The organism is Staphylococcus sp. HGB0015, from assembly GCF_000411275.1.
Lineage (GTDB): Bacteria > Bacillota > Bacilli > Staphylococcales > Staphylococcaceae > Staphylococcus > Staphylococcus schleiferi.
In genome coordinates this window covers 361,389-376,409 of sequence record NZ_KE150417.1, presented here as the reverse complement: position 1 = coordinate 376,409, position 15,021 = coordinate 361,389, and the positions used below count along the sequence as shown (strand labels likewise).

At 35.7% G+C, this 15,021-nt stretch carries 9 protein-coding genes; 2 read left to right on the top strand and 7 right to left on the bottom strand.

The features are described 5' to 3' along the window. Positions 1–176 precede the first annotated feature (176 nt). The 7 genes from HMPREF1208_RS01790 to HMPREF1208_RS01760 form a co-directional block, all read right to left on the bottom strand. Positions 177–566, bottom strand: a complete 390-nt coding sequence (locus tag HMPREF1208_RS01790) for a YisL family protein (protein ID WP_016424632.1) — start codon at positions 564–566, stop codon at positions 177–179. 352 nt (positions 567–918) lie between these two features. Continuing rightward, positions 919–1,830: a fumarylacetoacetate hydrolase family protein gene (locus tag HMPREF1208_RS01785; RefSeq protein WP_016424631.1), complete on the bottom strand. Its 912-nt coding sequence runs from the start codon at positions 1,828–1,830 to the stop codon at positions 919–921. An 83-nt stretch (positions 1,831–1,913) separates the two neighbouring features. Further along, a complete protein-coding gene (gene addA / locus HMPREF1208_RS01780) occupies positions 1,914–5,558 on the bottom strand; it encodes a helicase-exonuclease AddAB subunit AddA (protein ID WP_016424630.1) in 3,645 nt (1,214 codons plus the stop codon). After that, entirely contained in the window at positions 5,555–9,013 is a 3,459-nt protein-coding gene (addB, locus tag HMPREF1208_RS01775) for a helicase-exonuclease AddAB subunit AddB (RefSeq protein WP_016424629.1), read from the bottom strand. The genes addA and addB overlap by 4 nt, the downstream gene beginning before the upstream one ends. Positions 9,014–9,344: 331 nt before the next feature. Beyond that, positions 9,345–9,926 carry a signal peptidase I gene (lepB, locus tag HMPREF1208_RS01770; protein WP_016424628.1) on the bottom strand — a complete coding sequence of 194 codons (582 nt, stop codon included), beginning with the start codon at positions 9,924–9,926 and terminating at the stop codon, positions 9,345–9,347. Positions 9,927–9,929: 3 nt separating this feature from the next. Then, positions 9,930–10,460, bottom strand: a complete 531-nt coding sequence (gene lepB / locus HMPREF1208_RS01765) for a signal peptidase I (protein WP_016424627.1) — start codon at positions 10,458–10,460, stop codon at positions 9,930–9,932. A gap of 367 nt (positions 10,461–10,827) precedes the next feature. After that, positions 10,828–12,159 carry a glucose-6-phosphate isomerase gene (locus HMPREF1208_RS01760; RefSeq protein WP_016424626.1) on the bottom strand — a complete coding sequence of 444 codons (1,332 nt, stop codon included), beginning with the start codon at positions 12,157–12,159 and terminating at the stop codon, positions 10,828–10,830. Positions 12,160–12,352: 193 nt separating this feature from the next. Between HMPREF1208_RS01760 and HMPREF1208_RS01755 the strand changes: the two genes are divergently transcribed. Together HMPREF1208_RS01755 and argH are read left to right on the top strand one after the other, a co-directional pair. Next, entirely contained in the window at positions 12,353–13,555 is a 1,203-nt protein-coding gene (locus tag HMPREF1208_RS01755; RefSeq protein ID WP_016424625.1) for an argininosuccinate synthase, read from the top strand. Then, entirely contained in the window at positions 13,548–14,933 is a 1,386-nt protein-coding gene (gene argH / locus HMPREF1208_RS01750) for an argininosuccinate lyase (protein ID WP_016424624.1), read from the top strand. The genes HMPREF1208_RS01755 and argH overlap by 8 nt, the downstream gene beginning before the upstream one ends. Positions 14,934–15,021: the final 88 nt, after the last annotated feature.

Below are 15,021 nucleotides of genomic sequence, written 5' to 3'. Positions count from 1 at the left end.
ATTTTGTTGGCCTACTTTGACGAAGATAGTGTAGATTGTACAAAGCTTAAAATAAGCGCTGGCGTAATCTAGAAATCTTTTGCTCTTTATTTGTATAAACCTTGCGATTAAGCAAAAAAGACGCGATAGGCGTAAAACGACCCATCGCGTCTTTTTTTAATCTTTTAAGTTTCGTATTATTTAAAAAGTGCCGTAATCGGACCCCATGGTAAAATAGCCCCTAAAATAATCGTAATCACTGCTACAATCCATGTCGCAATAAACAAGCCACGACTTGGCGTTTGTTTTTTCTTACGGGCAATCGTCACTTCCATTAATCCGACAACAGCAATGCCGCCTATCATTTTTAAAGTGAGTAACATATGACTTGCGCCTGCTGTAGTAAATGCCTTAATTAAAAGCCAAAAACCTGTAATCAATACAAACACCATAAATAAACGTGTGGCCATATGTAACGATTTAAATAAAGGTGTTGGCCCTTGTTTACTCGAATAGTTTTCATAAGCCGCAAAGAATAAAATCAATAAAATAATCCAGCTAATAATATGCAAATTAACTAAAACCATATCCATGTAACCTCCTTCATTAAACAATCTTCCCCATCTCACCCTATAGATTGCTTCTATACATTTTAAATTGCCTATTTTATCAATTTCAAACCTTAGGCAAAATAAAACATTTCATCTTTTATATTAAAACGATTTAAAACAAAATACAAATAAACAGGAGGCGATGCGCCGTACAAGTATATAAGAAAAATAAGCTATTTAAACACAAAAAGAGCGAGACAAAAGTCGATTTGACTTCGTCATCCCGCTCTAATATAAGTGACTTAAATAGCGCTAGTGCGCCGTTGAAAGGCATATAATTTTTAACGTTATTTTACAGTACCAACGCTGCATATACGCTATTTGATTTTTAATCTTCTTGTTTAGCAATGAAATTAGTTAATGTACCGATATTATCGATTGTAACTTTCACTTCATCACCTGGTTGTAAAAATTTCGGCGGATTCATCCCCGCACCGACACCTGAAGGCGTACCTGTCGCAATGATATCTCCAGGGTGAAGCGCTACATATTTAGAAATCTCTTCAATTAATTCATCAATTTTAAGAATCATTTGAGAAGTGTTACCATCTTGACGAATCTCGTTATTGACTTTCGTAACGATGTTCACATTCTCAGGTGTAGGCAATTCATCTTTTGTAACAATATAAGGACCCATTGGGCAGCCACCTGTTAAACTTTTTGACAAGAAGGCTTGATCATGTGCTTTTTGCGCTGTACGATCTGTAATATCATTGATGATTGTATAGCCATAAACATAATCTAAAGCTAAACCTTTAGGGATTTTTTCACCGGATTTACCGATAACAACACCTAACTCCCCTTCATAATCTAATGCATCAGTAATATCTTTATGATGAGGGATCGTACTTTCATCCCCAGTTAATGAAGAAGCTGCTTTCGTAAATACATATAAACGATCGACTTCATGATCTAACTCTTCAGCATGTGCTTTATAATTACGACCAAATGCAATCACATTATTAGTTGGTGTGACTGGAGGTAAAAATTCAATATCTTCAAACTGTACTTTATATTCTTCACCTTTACCACTATCTTCTGCAGCAACAACTGCTTTACGCACTTGTTCTTGAAAGTCTAATGTTTGGTTTTGTTGTAAACCTTCAAGTAGTGTTTTTGGATGAAAGTCACCTTCCGCAAAATCAGCGAATATTTTCTTTAAATCCCATGCTGCTTCTTCTCTTTTTACTTTCACTCCATATGAAGTTTCATCTTTATGTTTGAATGATAAGAATTTCATTCATCATCAGCTCCTAACGTATATCTTAGTGATATTATAACGAAAAATTTAGACAAATCACAAATTTTTAAAGGTTAATCAAGTTAAATCTTTAATTCACCATATTGAAAGAAATACAGAGAGCCGGACACCGGACTTTTTAATAATGTCTCTAATGCACGTTGATAATAAGTCATCTGTATACGGTACTTATTTTTTAACATCTCTCCGAATGCTTCGTCTGACATTCCTTTTCTTTTCATTAATGCATCTGTTTTATAATCAACAAAATAGTATTGTCCATTTTCTTTAAAAACAAGGTCAATCATACCTTGAATGATTGAAGGCTCCTCTTGATTTACATTTGATTCTACATGTGCTTGATTCACAACGAATGGAATTTCAGTATAAACTTCATCACTCTCTGCAATACGTCGATACAGCTGACTATCAATAAAGGTTTGAATATCATTTGTTTTGACCAAACGTCGCGATGCATGATCAATAATAGATTGCTCAACAAGGCTGTCAAGATAATGATTTAAATCCGCTTCTGACAATCCCTCTTTTTTAAACGGAAGGTGCTGCATAACTGTATGCATCAAAGTCCCAAATTCTGCTGCCGTTTGCTTTTCCTCTTGTAAAAACTGAGGACGCTCATAAGTCGCAACACCCAATCGGTATTGTCTAACCCTTTCATAATTCGTATCTGCCTGTTCAGTTTCTAATTGTCGCTTTAATTCTGAAACCGACTGTTTGGATGCTTTTAATATTTCTTCTTGATAAGGATAAGAAAATAAAAGTTGTTGCTCTATTTGCAGTTGTATTGCTTCATTAGAAGGTTCTTGGGATAGTTTTGTTTCTAATGCTTCTAACGAATGATCAAATTGTTGTGCTGATTCCGCCTCAGCAGGAAGTATCTCCTCTGCTAAAATATGTTGCTGTATCACTTTAGGTTTAATAGAAGCATCTAAAACTTCATTATCAGACTCAAAACGTTGATGTTTTAGTAAAGCATTATTTTGATATTTACTCAACACACTATAGATGAGAGAAAATGGATTTTTCGCATTAAAACGATCAATAGCGGTTAATTTACCATTCGTAATCGGAGAAGTCGCCAACTGTTGCAGATGCTTTTCTTGCTTGGCTGTTCCAATTAAAAACAATTGCTCTTTTGCACGTGTTAACGCGACATAGATTAACCGCATTTCTTCCGAGATTAACTCTTTCTTTTTGATTAAATCAATGCTCATGGATATCAACGATGGATAAAAAAGTCCCTTTGACTCATCATAATATTGCAAACCTAATCCTTCATGTTGATTTAATACGACTGGTTTACCTAAATCATTCGTATTAAATTCTCGTGTCAAACCAGAATAAATCACAAATGGGAATTCGAGCCCTTTACTGCTATGGATTGTCATCATGCGAACGACATTGTCGTTTGGGCCGATGACATTTTCTTCCCCAAAGTCTTTACCTCGCTCGATCATTTGATCAATAAAGCGAATAAATTGGAACAAACCTCGAAAGCTTGAATTTTCAAAATCTACCGCTTTATTAAACAGGCCATGTAAATTGGCACGTCTTCCTTTGCCACCAATCAAACCACTGAAATACTGAATGATGTAATGGTCATTGTATAATCTATCAATCAATTGATAAACTGGGTGACTCAAACTGAATGATTGGTACGCTTCTAAATCACTTAAAAAACGCTCTAATTTAGCTACGATCATAGGCTCTGCATCTTTATATTGTAAATAATGTTGAATGGACTGATAAAAGTAGTCTTCTTTCGGTGCCACGACTCTAATTTTCGCAAGCTCATCCTCTGTAAACTGGTATATGACTGAGCGCATTAAACCGACTAAATAAATATCTTGCAAAGGATTATCTATTGTTCTCAAGAAAGATAACATCAGTCGAATTTCAGTTTGCTCGAAATAACCTTGCTTACTATTAACAAATAAAGGTATATCTTTATCTTTAAACACTTGTTGAATATTGCGTGCATTGCTATAACTTCTTTCTAATATCACAATGTCTTTATACTGTGCAGGTCGATATGAACCTGTTTTCATGTCATAAACTTTTTTAGTTTTAAGTATCGCTTCAACTTGTTCAGCAATCCCATACGCCTCTTGTTCACTCGCGGTCTGTTCATTATTTTCATCTACCATGAAAACATTGAACTGTACTGGCATATCGACTTCATCATATGGGGCACCGTAATACAATTTAGCAGCTGCATCGTATTCTATCTCTCCTACTTCAGTGTCCATCATATGTTCAAAAAGATAATTGGTCGTTGCTAAGACTTCCGAACGTGAACGGAAGTTTTGAGATAAGTCGATACGCCAACCACTTGATTGATTTGGCTGATTGAATCTTTGATACTTTTCGATAAAAAGACTTGGATCGGCCTGTCTAAATTTATAAATGGATTGTTTTACATCACCGACCATAAACAAATTACCATTTGATTCATTGCCACGCTTAATACTCGCAATAATTTTTTCTTGGACACGGTTAGTATCTTGATATTCATCCACCAAGATTTCATCAAAACGTTGTCGATAAATTTCAGCGATTTCAGAAGGCGTGCCATCTTCATTAAGTAAAATTTCTAAAGCATAATGTTCATAATCAGAGAAATCCAAAATATTACGCGCCTTTTTCGCCTCACGAAAAGCATGAATTACATCTTGTGTCAGTAATGATAAATATTTAACACGCGGTGCTAAATCTTTTAATTCTTCTAATAATGTGTCATCTTCTCGGCCTACAAATAAAGTTTGGACTTGACTCAAATAGTCTTTAAATTGATCATAGTTACTTTTAAAAATATCATACGCTTCATTTAAAGATTCATCTTCTCGAACTGCTTTAGGCTTCGTTGGCATACGTCCAAACTGATATTCAAAGAGCAACTTCTTATTCAGCTGATCATCTGTGCGTATTTGACGAATGAATTGGCGATGCTGATCAATAAAATTAGTGTGTTTTGGGTAATCCCCAATCATTTCAAGTTGTTGGTAAGCTTCTTCAATTGCATTTTGAGCCGCTTCTAAATAAAGCAAAATATACTTATTTAAAATATCTAAATAATGCTGTTGTAAATGAGATTCAAGGTATGGACGTTCTAGACGGTCTAACCAATCTATGGGATCTGGATTGGCAATACTAAAATAATAGAGATTTTTAACCATTTGTCTTAATGCAGCGTCATCTCGATCTGTTGAAATATGTTCTGCTAAAGTGACAAATGTAGGGTCCAACCGCGCATAATGCGTTTCGAAAACTTCATCAATTACTTCCTCTAGCAGCAAAACGTTTTCTACTTCACTAGCTGTACGAAAATTTGGATCAATTTCCAATTCATCATAATGTTGTTGGATTAGTTTCAAACAAAAACTGTGTAACGTTGAAATTTGAGCTTGATGTATTTTAGCGCGTTGATTCTTTAAATGTTGATTGGTCGGATCCTCTATCGCAGCTTGCTGAATGCGTGCTTCTACACGTTGTTTCATCTCTCGCGCACTAAGATTCGTAAACGTAACAACAAGGAGGCGATCCACATCAATATGATCCCGTAAAATCCTTTGAATAATACGTTCTACTAGTACGGCTGTTTTACCGGAACCCGCTGCAGCAGCAACGAGTACATCTTGACCTTTCGCATAGATACTTTCCCACTGTGCATCTGTCCATTGCACATCATTTGGCTTGTTAGGAATCATGATTCCTCCTCCTCTGCTGCAAGTATTTCAAGGGGGTCAATTTTTTCATCGACACGTCGATATTTAGGACTATCAATCATACTATCTACATGGCACACTGATTGATACTGACAAAAAGAACATGGGAGTTTCTTTTGATATTGCATAGGTGCGACTTCATTATGACCATCCATAATGCGACTCGCAATATCTATAAAATTACGTTTATTATGATGAATCAATTTATGAATGGTGTCCTCATACGTAACGCGACTCGTCGCATATAATTGACCATCCTTTTTCATACCTAAAGGCACAATATCTGATTTGAAACTGTTCGTCAGTCTTTTATCATAGGCATCAATTACATCGGCATCTTGATTTAATAACCCTTGGAGTTGATAAGATTTTAAAAATTCAGCTTCTATTTGATCATCATTCACATTATTCCAAGCTCGTTTTTCATCTTTAAATTTGTGCACAAACATATATAAAAAGCCACCCGGTTTTACTTCATCTATTAAGCCTAACCGCTCTTTATTTTGAAGTGCAATATCCATATAAGTCATCATTTGCATTTGTAAGCCATAATATACTTTTACCAAGTCCAAGGTAGCGGCTGTTTTTGATGATTTATAGTCAATAATATTGATAAAGCTTTTATTATTTTTATGAAACGTATCAATACGATCAATCTGACCTCTGATATAAATAGGCACACCTTGTTTTGTTTTCAACGTCTCAGCTTGAAGTTCATTGCTATTTTTTGGCGTTTTACGAAATGATTTTTCAAATGCAATCGGTCTGAATTGAGAATGCTCGGTCTGATGTTTCATAGCCATCAAGGTCGCTTGAATGATTGTGCCAATGCGTTGCGATAAATAACGATAGTACGACGTTGAATTCAATAAATTAAATTGCACTAATGGAAGCAATTCATCTAAAGCTTCTTGTGTTAAACGTTCAATCTGACTTTGCGTCAACTGATTGAAATGGCCTTCTACCTTTTCTGCAATATATCGTAAAACATCATGAAAAATCGTACCTAAATCAAAACTTTGCAATTGATATTTTGTTCGCTCATTTAGTCTTAATCCATGTGATGCATAATGCTTGAAAGGACAACTTTGATAACCTTCAAAACGTGAAACACTTGCATGGATAGATTGACCATACAATTGTGAAGTTAATTGTGTATCTAATTGAACCGTATCGTTATTGTAGCTTAACGCTGTTTTTAAATGACTAAGCCCTTCATTAAGTTGTTCATAATTTGACATCACATGGTAAACCGTAAACCATATATCTGACACGAGACCATCATCCAACCATGTTTTCAATGCTTCGAATAAATGGACTTTTGTCTGATGCGGATGCTCAACTAAAGTCAACGTTTCTCTCTCATGAACTTTTGATAATGATGTTGTTTCTAAATGAGGAAACATCGCAAAGATATCACTTAAAAATGGGCTTTTTTCTCGGTCTCCCCCACTTGTATCCATCAAACTATAAGAAAAAGTGACTTGCTCACATGCTCGCGTCATGGCATGGTAGCACACAAATGCTTCGTCCATTTGCAAGATATCCGCTGTAGGGCTCAACTGAATCCCAGCATATAATTCAAAATCTTTTTTCTCTTCATCAGAAATTAAACTGGTCCCATTGATAGGTTGAGGCATAATACCATCGTTCATACCAATTAAATAAACGTGCTTTTTATTATCCACTTTTGCAAGATCCATTGAACCAATGGTCACTTGGTCGATCGTCTGTGGAATCATAGAAAATTCAAGTTCATTCAACCCAACGTCTAAAACTTCTAAAAATCGCTTCAAAGTCATCTCGCGTGTATCAAAGACTGTCACAATATCATCAAGCACACGAATAAAGCCGTTCCAAATTTGATCAATTTCTTCTGCAGCTTCATGTTTCTCTTGCTGATCTAACCTATCACGTTGTGTCATGAGTTGGTTAGGTACTTCAAAGTCTTCTAAAGTTTCATAAAAATAAGTCGCAAAATCTCTCGCATTTTTCCCTTGTGATAACTTTTCTTGGAACTTCAAAAGTTTATTAAAGACATTGTTTTTTAAATCGATTACACGTTGAAATGTTTCAGCTTCTTCACGTGTCATTTTGTCATGTCTACGAAGCCCCATTTTACGAAATTGTTCTAGCTCAAAATATTTTGGATCAATCCAACGTTTGCCATAAATGCCTCTTTCAATCGCAAAATTTTCAAGAATATCGATTAAATATCGACTACGCGGAATGGATTCAGTCAGAATATTCGTTTTTAACAAGCGCATTAACGGCTCAAACTGCCACTCTGTTTGAATGACTTCTGCTAATGCACGTAACATTTCCATAATAGGATGGTGCGTCATTGATTTTTTCACATCGATATTAAAAGGTATATCGAATTGAGGCAATATCGATTCCATCAAATAGACGTAAGACGGATCACGATACAGTATCGCTATATCTTTATAGCGATACTGTTTTTCTCTTACATCTCTTATGATTGTGCGCGCTATATCATTCACCTCATCACGCGTCGTTGCTACTTCTCGTATTTCGACACTGCCATCTGCGAATGGATGTTCTGACGGTTGAAGCGCATCAAATTGTGATTCGAGTGTTTTTAACATGTCCGTTTTAAATCGCATCGGCTGATTGAAAAATTGGCGTTGTAGAGGTTGATGTGTGTCCTGTGCAATTTCTTCTAAATGTTGCAGTGATTCAGAGGGTTTACGGAACATACTAAAGCTGTCTTCATCCCCATTCGTCGTCAGTAAAACTGTAACAGCGCGTGTATGTCGAACAAGTGCTTCAATCACTTGATATTCTTGCGTAGAAAAGTTATGAAACCCATCGATATATATTTCCGCTTCTTTTAACCAATTTGAATTCGGAATCAGATCAACGAATCGTGTCATTAAATCTTCACTCGAAATATACTCCGATGACATCCGTGCTTTCAGTTGATTGAAAATAAGACCGATATCATGAAGCTTATCACGCGTACGTGGCTCCAATTGTTGGTCTTGAGCCATTTCCATAACAATTTCTGGCGTCACTGCATATTTTTCAAAATCTTGAATTTGCTCTCGTACCTTCGTACTAAAACCTAAGTATTTAACTTGAGAACGGTATAATTTCAGTTGTTGTTGATACGCTTGCAAAATATCATAAATCATCATTTCTATGGCAATAGAAGATAATTTTTTCTCATGTACTCCCCCCAATTCTTGAAATACACGATGACTCAATCTCTCAAAGTGCAAGACTTCTGTTCGGATACTTCCCATAAGTTCAGTATCGCTGACTAATGACTGCTCATATAAATAGGTCCCTTGCATAGGTGTAATGATGATAATAGGGTGTCCTAATGGTTGTTCTTTCATTTTCTGCTTGATTTCATTTAACATTTCAGTACTTTTCCCTGTACCTGCACGTCCGATAAATGTTCTAAACATCGAATCCCCCCTCTTATCCGTGTTTGATTAATTACACGTTCAAACATTCATTTTTACTTCTGTAAAATAGGTTCAAACTATTCGTTCACTTGTACGCTTTAAAATATTAAAGCCATGACCATGAGCGTTGAGTATACGACTCATTATAGCATTATCTTCTACTCCATCTCTATTAAATCCAACGCTCAATATAACTTGTCCTGTTAACATCGCCTCAAATTTTGACTAAGCGAATATAGATCTTTTTTCAATATTTTAAACTATGCAGGCTACGATTCAATAAAAAAAGCAGGATGACTTTTGCCATCCTACTTTTTAAGTAATTTATGCTTTATCCATTTTGTGTGTCTGTGTGATCGGGATTAAAGTTAATTTTAAATTCACTAAATGGCCAAAATCTAATGGCAACTTTCCCTACAATTTGATCTTCATCAATTAAACCAAACGCACGGCTGTCTTTGCTGACTTCGCGGTTATCACCCAGAACTAAATATTTCCCTTTAGGTATCTCTTTTTGACCGTCACTACCCGGTAAGTCTTTAGAATCAAATGATCCTGTAATTTGGTCATATGTTTTGTGTTTTAAATTATAGTCTAAATAAGGCTCTTTTACTTTTTTACCATTTAAATAAAGTTGATCATTTTTATATACGACATGATCTCCTGGTTTACCAATAATTCGTTTGACATAGTCACTTTTCTCATCAGCATGGAAAACAATAACATTGCCGTCTTCTAGGTGGCCGAATGTTTTACCAATTTTATTAACGATGACACGTTCGCCATCTTTTAATGTAGGATCCATGGAGTCCCCTTTAACATTATAAGGTTTAATGACAAATGCATATAATAAACCTACAATCAATAAAGCTAAACCTATAGAAATCAACCATTCAACTGTTTCTTTTTTCAAAGTTTACACCTCTTGTCTCAAATTAATCGTAATATTATCAAAAGGATAATAACGCATAAATACTTTCCCTTCAATGTCGGACTTGTTAATCAACCCTATCTTTCTCGAATCATTTTGTTGACCGCGGTCATCATTAAGAATTAAGTAAGCATTTGGAGGAATAATATCACTTTCCGCATGCGGTAATGACCTTAAAGACCACGATGCTTGATAATGATGACGAAGGTAAGGCTCAGCAACGGGCGTATTATCCAGTTGCAATTGGCCGTTGTGATACACAACAGATTGTCCAGGTTTACCAATCACTCTACCTATATGATATTGATTTTTATTTTTATATACAACGATATCAGCATGCTTGATATCATTAAATCTCGTAGCGATTTTGTTAACAATCAGTCGATCATTAGGATGAAGTGTGGGTTGCATAGCAGGCGTTTTAACTTGATAAGGAATTGCGACAAATAATATTAACAACGCTAAAATACCCCATGCCAGTAGACCAGCAAAAACAGTTCTAATTAGAAACTTCAATTTCGCACATCCTATCGTACATCATTCACTGCAACAAATTTTATCTTATCATAAAAAAGCATATTTACGTACATTTTTACATACGCAAAATAGTTTTACAATGATATCTTTAAAATCGAACACTGTCATCCTACTCAAGTCTGAAGTCATCTCTTTAAAATCGATACACCTTCATTGTTGACCCAAAAATTTAGGGACGGGTGCGAAATCTAAATTACCATTAGATTTCAACATCCCATCCCCATTGAAAGCAGATTACGAACGAATCAAAAATGAATTATCACCATATGCGTTGTTCATCCGCTCAAAGTCTATTTCTTCATATGCTTGATTTACCGACTTTACTTCGGCAACAGTGCATTTTTATTTATAAACGTGCTTCTAAATCTTTTTTCTTATCTTCGTAACCAGGTTTACCTAAAAGTGCAAACATATTTTGTTTGTATGCTTCCACACCTGGTTGATTAAATGGATTTACACCCAATTGATAGCCGCTCATCGCAACCGCTAATTCAAAGAAGTAAACCACATAACCATAAGTTTCTGCGTCTAATTTTGGTAATGTAACAACCAAGTTAGGAACGCCACCATCAGTATGTGCAAGAAGTGTACCTTCGAATGCTTTTGTATTAACTTCATCCACTGTTTTACCAGCAAGATAATTCAAGCCATCTAAGTCTTCTGCATCTTCTTCAATTGTAATATTGTGTTCTGGTGTTTGAACTTTTAATACCGTTTCAAATAAGAAACGACGTCCTTCTTGAACATATTGTCCTAAAGAATGTAAGTCTGTTGTAAAGTTTGCGCTTGAAGGATAAATACCTTTCAAGTCTTTACCTTCTGATTCACCAAATAATTGTTTCCACCATTCATTAAAGTATTGCAATGAAGGCTCATAGTTAATCAACATTTCAGTTGTATAACCTTTTGCATATAAAATATTTCGTATTGAAGCATATTGATATGCAATATTTGATGACAAGTCATCAGAAGATAACTCTTCACGTGCTTTCGCTGCGCCGCCCATCATTGCATCAATATCAATGCCTGCTACAGCAATTGGTAATAAACCTACTGCTGTTAAAACAGAGAAACGACCGCCAACATCATCAGGTACTACAAATGACTCGTAGCCTTCATTTGTAGCTAATTGTTTTAACGCACCTTTTGCTTTATCAGTTGTCGCAAAAATACGTTTAACTGCTTCTTCTTTTCCATATTTTTCTTCTAATAATTTTTTGAAGATACGGAAAGCAACAGCTGGTTCAGTTGTTGTACCTGATTTAGAAATGACATTCACTGAGAAATCTTTATCTGCTAAATAATCGATTAACGATTGAATATATGATGAAGAAAGATGGTTACCTGCAAAGATAATTTCTGGGTATGATGTGTCTTTTCTAAATGCTGGTGTCAACATTTCGATGGCTGAACGTGCACCTAAATAAGAACCCCCGATACCAATTACTACAAGGACATCAGAATGTGATTGTACTTGTTTAGCTGCTTCTTTAATACGTGAAAATTCTTCTTTATCGTAATTAACAGGTAAGTCAACCCAACCTAAAAAATCACTTCCCGCACCCGTACCTTCATGAATTGTACGGTGAATTAACTTAACAGCATCTTGTTGTTGCTCTAATTCATGTTGATCAAAAAACTTTAAAGCTTTTTGATAATCTAATTGGATATGTGTCATGCATTTTACCTCCTATATTTACTAAACTCGGTTTTATTTTACTAAGTTATGTGAACAAATTCAATTGAGTTACAACTGGGGCGACAAAAGTCACAAAACGCTAAATGTATATTTATTTAGATATTTGCATATTAAATCATTTGTGTTATAGTGGTTCTAACAAATATTAAATTCAACACAGAGGTGAACGTTTATGAAGAAGAAAGTTGTTTTAGCATATTCAGGGGGATTAGATACGAGTGTCGCGGTTCAGTGGCTTATTGAACAGAGCTATGAAGTCGTCGCATGCTGTTTAGATGTCGGTGAAGGCAAAGACTTAGACCTTGTATATCAAAAAGCTTTAGACATGGGCGCTACTGAATCACATATCATCGATGCAACAAAAGAATTTGAAGAAGAATATGTGAGTTATGCGATTAAAGGAAACTTAATGTATGAACAAACGTACCCACTTGTATCTGCATTGTCTCGTCCTCTTATTTCAAAGAAATTAGTTGAAATCGCTCACGCAACTGATGCAAGTGCAATCGCACATGGTTGTACAGGTAAAGGAAACGATCAAGTTCGTTTTGAAGTTGCTATTAAAGCTTTAGACCCTACTTTAAAAGTGATTGCACCTGTCCGTGAGTGGGGATGGAGTCGTGAAGAAGAAATTGATTATGCTAAAAAACATCAAATTCCAGTACCAATTGGAAAAGAATCACCTTACTCTATTGATCAAAACTTATGGGGACGTAGTAATGAATGTGGTGTTTTAGAGGACCCTTACGTTGCACCTCCTAAAGATGCATATGATTTAACAAAAGAGCTCGAAGATACACCGGACACACCTGAAGAAATATTGATTACTTTCAAAGAAGGGCTTCCAACTCATGTTAATGGCAAAAGTTATGTTCTTGATGATTTAATCTTGTACTTAAATGATTTAGCTGGAAAACACGGTATTGGAAGAATTGACCATATTGAAAACCGTCTTGTAGGGATTAAATCTCGTGAAGTCTATGAAACACCTGGTGCGACAGTTATTCTTAATGCACATAAAAGTTTAGAAACCATTACTTTAACTAAAGATGTTGCACACTTTAAGCCTATTATTGAAAAGCAACTTGCTGAACAAGTGTATAATGGGCTGTGGTTCTCACCTTTAACAGACGCACTTAAATCATTTGTCGACCATACGCAAAAATATGTTACTGGTGAGGTACGTGTGAAATTATACAAAGGTCATGCGATTGTGAATGGTAGAAAATCTGAATACACATTATATAATGAAAAACTTGCAACTTATACAAAAGAAGATGCATTCAACCAAGCTTCAGCTGAAGGGTTTATTGAACTTTACGGATTACCTACTCAAGTTAACGCAATGCTTCACGGGGGGTATGCGCATGAGTGAAAAAGCCTGGGGCGGTAGATTTGAAGAAAAACCAGAAGCGTGGGTCGATGCGTTTAATGCATCCATTCACTTCGATCAAACGTTAATTGATGAAGACATCCAAGGAAGTATTGCACATGCGACAATGCTTGCTCATCAAAAAATTATTACAACCGAAGAAAGCCAGGAAATTGTGCGTGCATTAAAATCGATTCAGCAAGACTTTCATAATGGAAAGATAGAATTTCAAGAGTCATTAGAAGATATTCACTTAAATATCGAACATGAATTAATTCAACGTATCGGTTCTACGGGCGGAAAATTACATACAGGTCGTAGTAGAAATGATCAAGTCGCAACGGATATGCACTTATATACTAAAAAAGAAGTACAAATCATCATCGACATGATCCACTCATTTCAACAGACGATTTTGGATCTCGCTGAAAAGCATGTTGATACCATTATGCCTGGTTATACACACTTACAGCGTGCGCAGCCTATTTCTTTTGCACATCATATCATGACCTATTTTTGGATGCTTGAAAGAGACCAATCACGCTTTCAAGATGCGCTTAAACGCATTGACATTTCACCTTTAGGGGCTGCTGCTTTAAGCGGTACTACTTATCCGATTGATCGTCATGAAACACAAGAACTGCTGAACTTTAAATCTCTGTATGAAAATAGCATCGATGCGGTGAGTGACCGAGACTATATTGTCGAGACTTTGCATCACATCAACTTAACTATGGTCCATTTATCACGTTTAGCTGAAGAAATCATTTTCTGGTCTTCTGAAGAAGCTCAATTTATTACTTTATCTGATGCTTTTTCTACTGGGTCATCCATTATGCCACAAAAGAAAAATCCAGATATGGCTGAATTGATTCGCGGTAAAGTTGGACGTACAACGGGTCACCTTGTAAGTATGTTGGTAACATTAAAAGGCTTGCCTCTTGCTTATAATAAAGACATGCAAGAAGATAAAGAAGGTTTATTTGATGCAATTCTTACCTTAAAAGGGTCGTTACGTATTTTTGAAGGTATGCTATCGACAATGACAGTGAATGAGGAGCGCTTAAACACCACTGTAAAACAAGACTTCTCCAATGCCACTGAATTAGCTGACTATCTTGTTGTCAAAGGTGTCCCTTTTAGAGATGCACATGCGATTGTTGGAAAAATTGTATTGTGGTGTATTCAAAATAAGATGTATTTATTAGATGTACCGCTCGACATTTATCAATCGCACCACGAAAGCATTGAATCTGATATTTATCAATACTTACAGCCAGATGAAGCGGTAAAAAGAAGAACAAGCTATGGCTCTACAGGCCAAGAAGCTGTTAAGCATCAACTCAAAGTTGCTCATCAGTGTTTAACTCAAAAGCAATAAAAATATGCCAATGAGGTCTCATCTATTGTGATCTCATTGGTTTTTTATGTAACAAACGAAACGTCAACATTTCAGGTTTCTAAAAAAG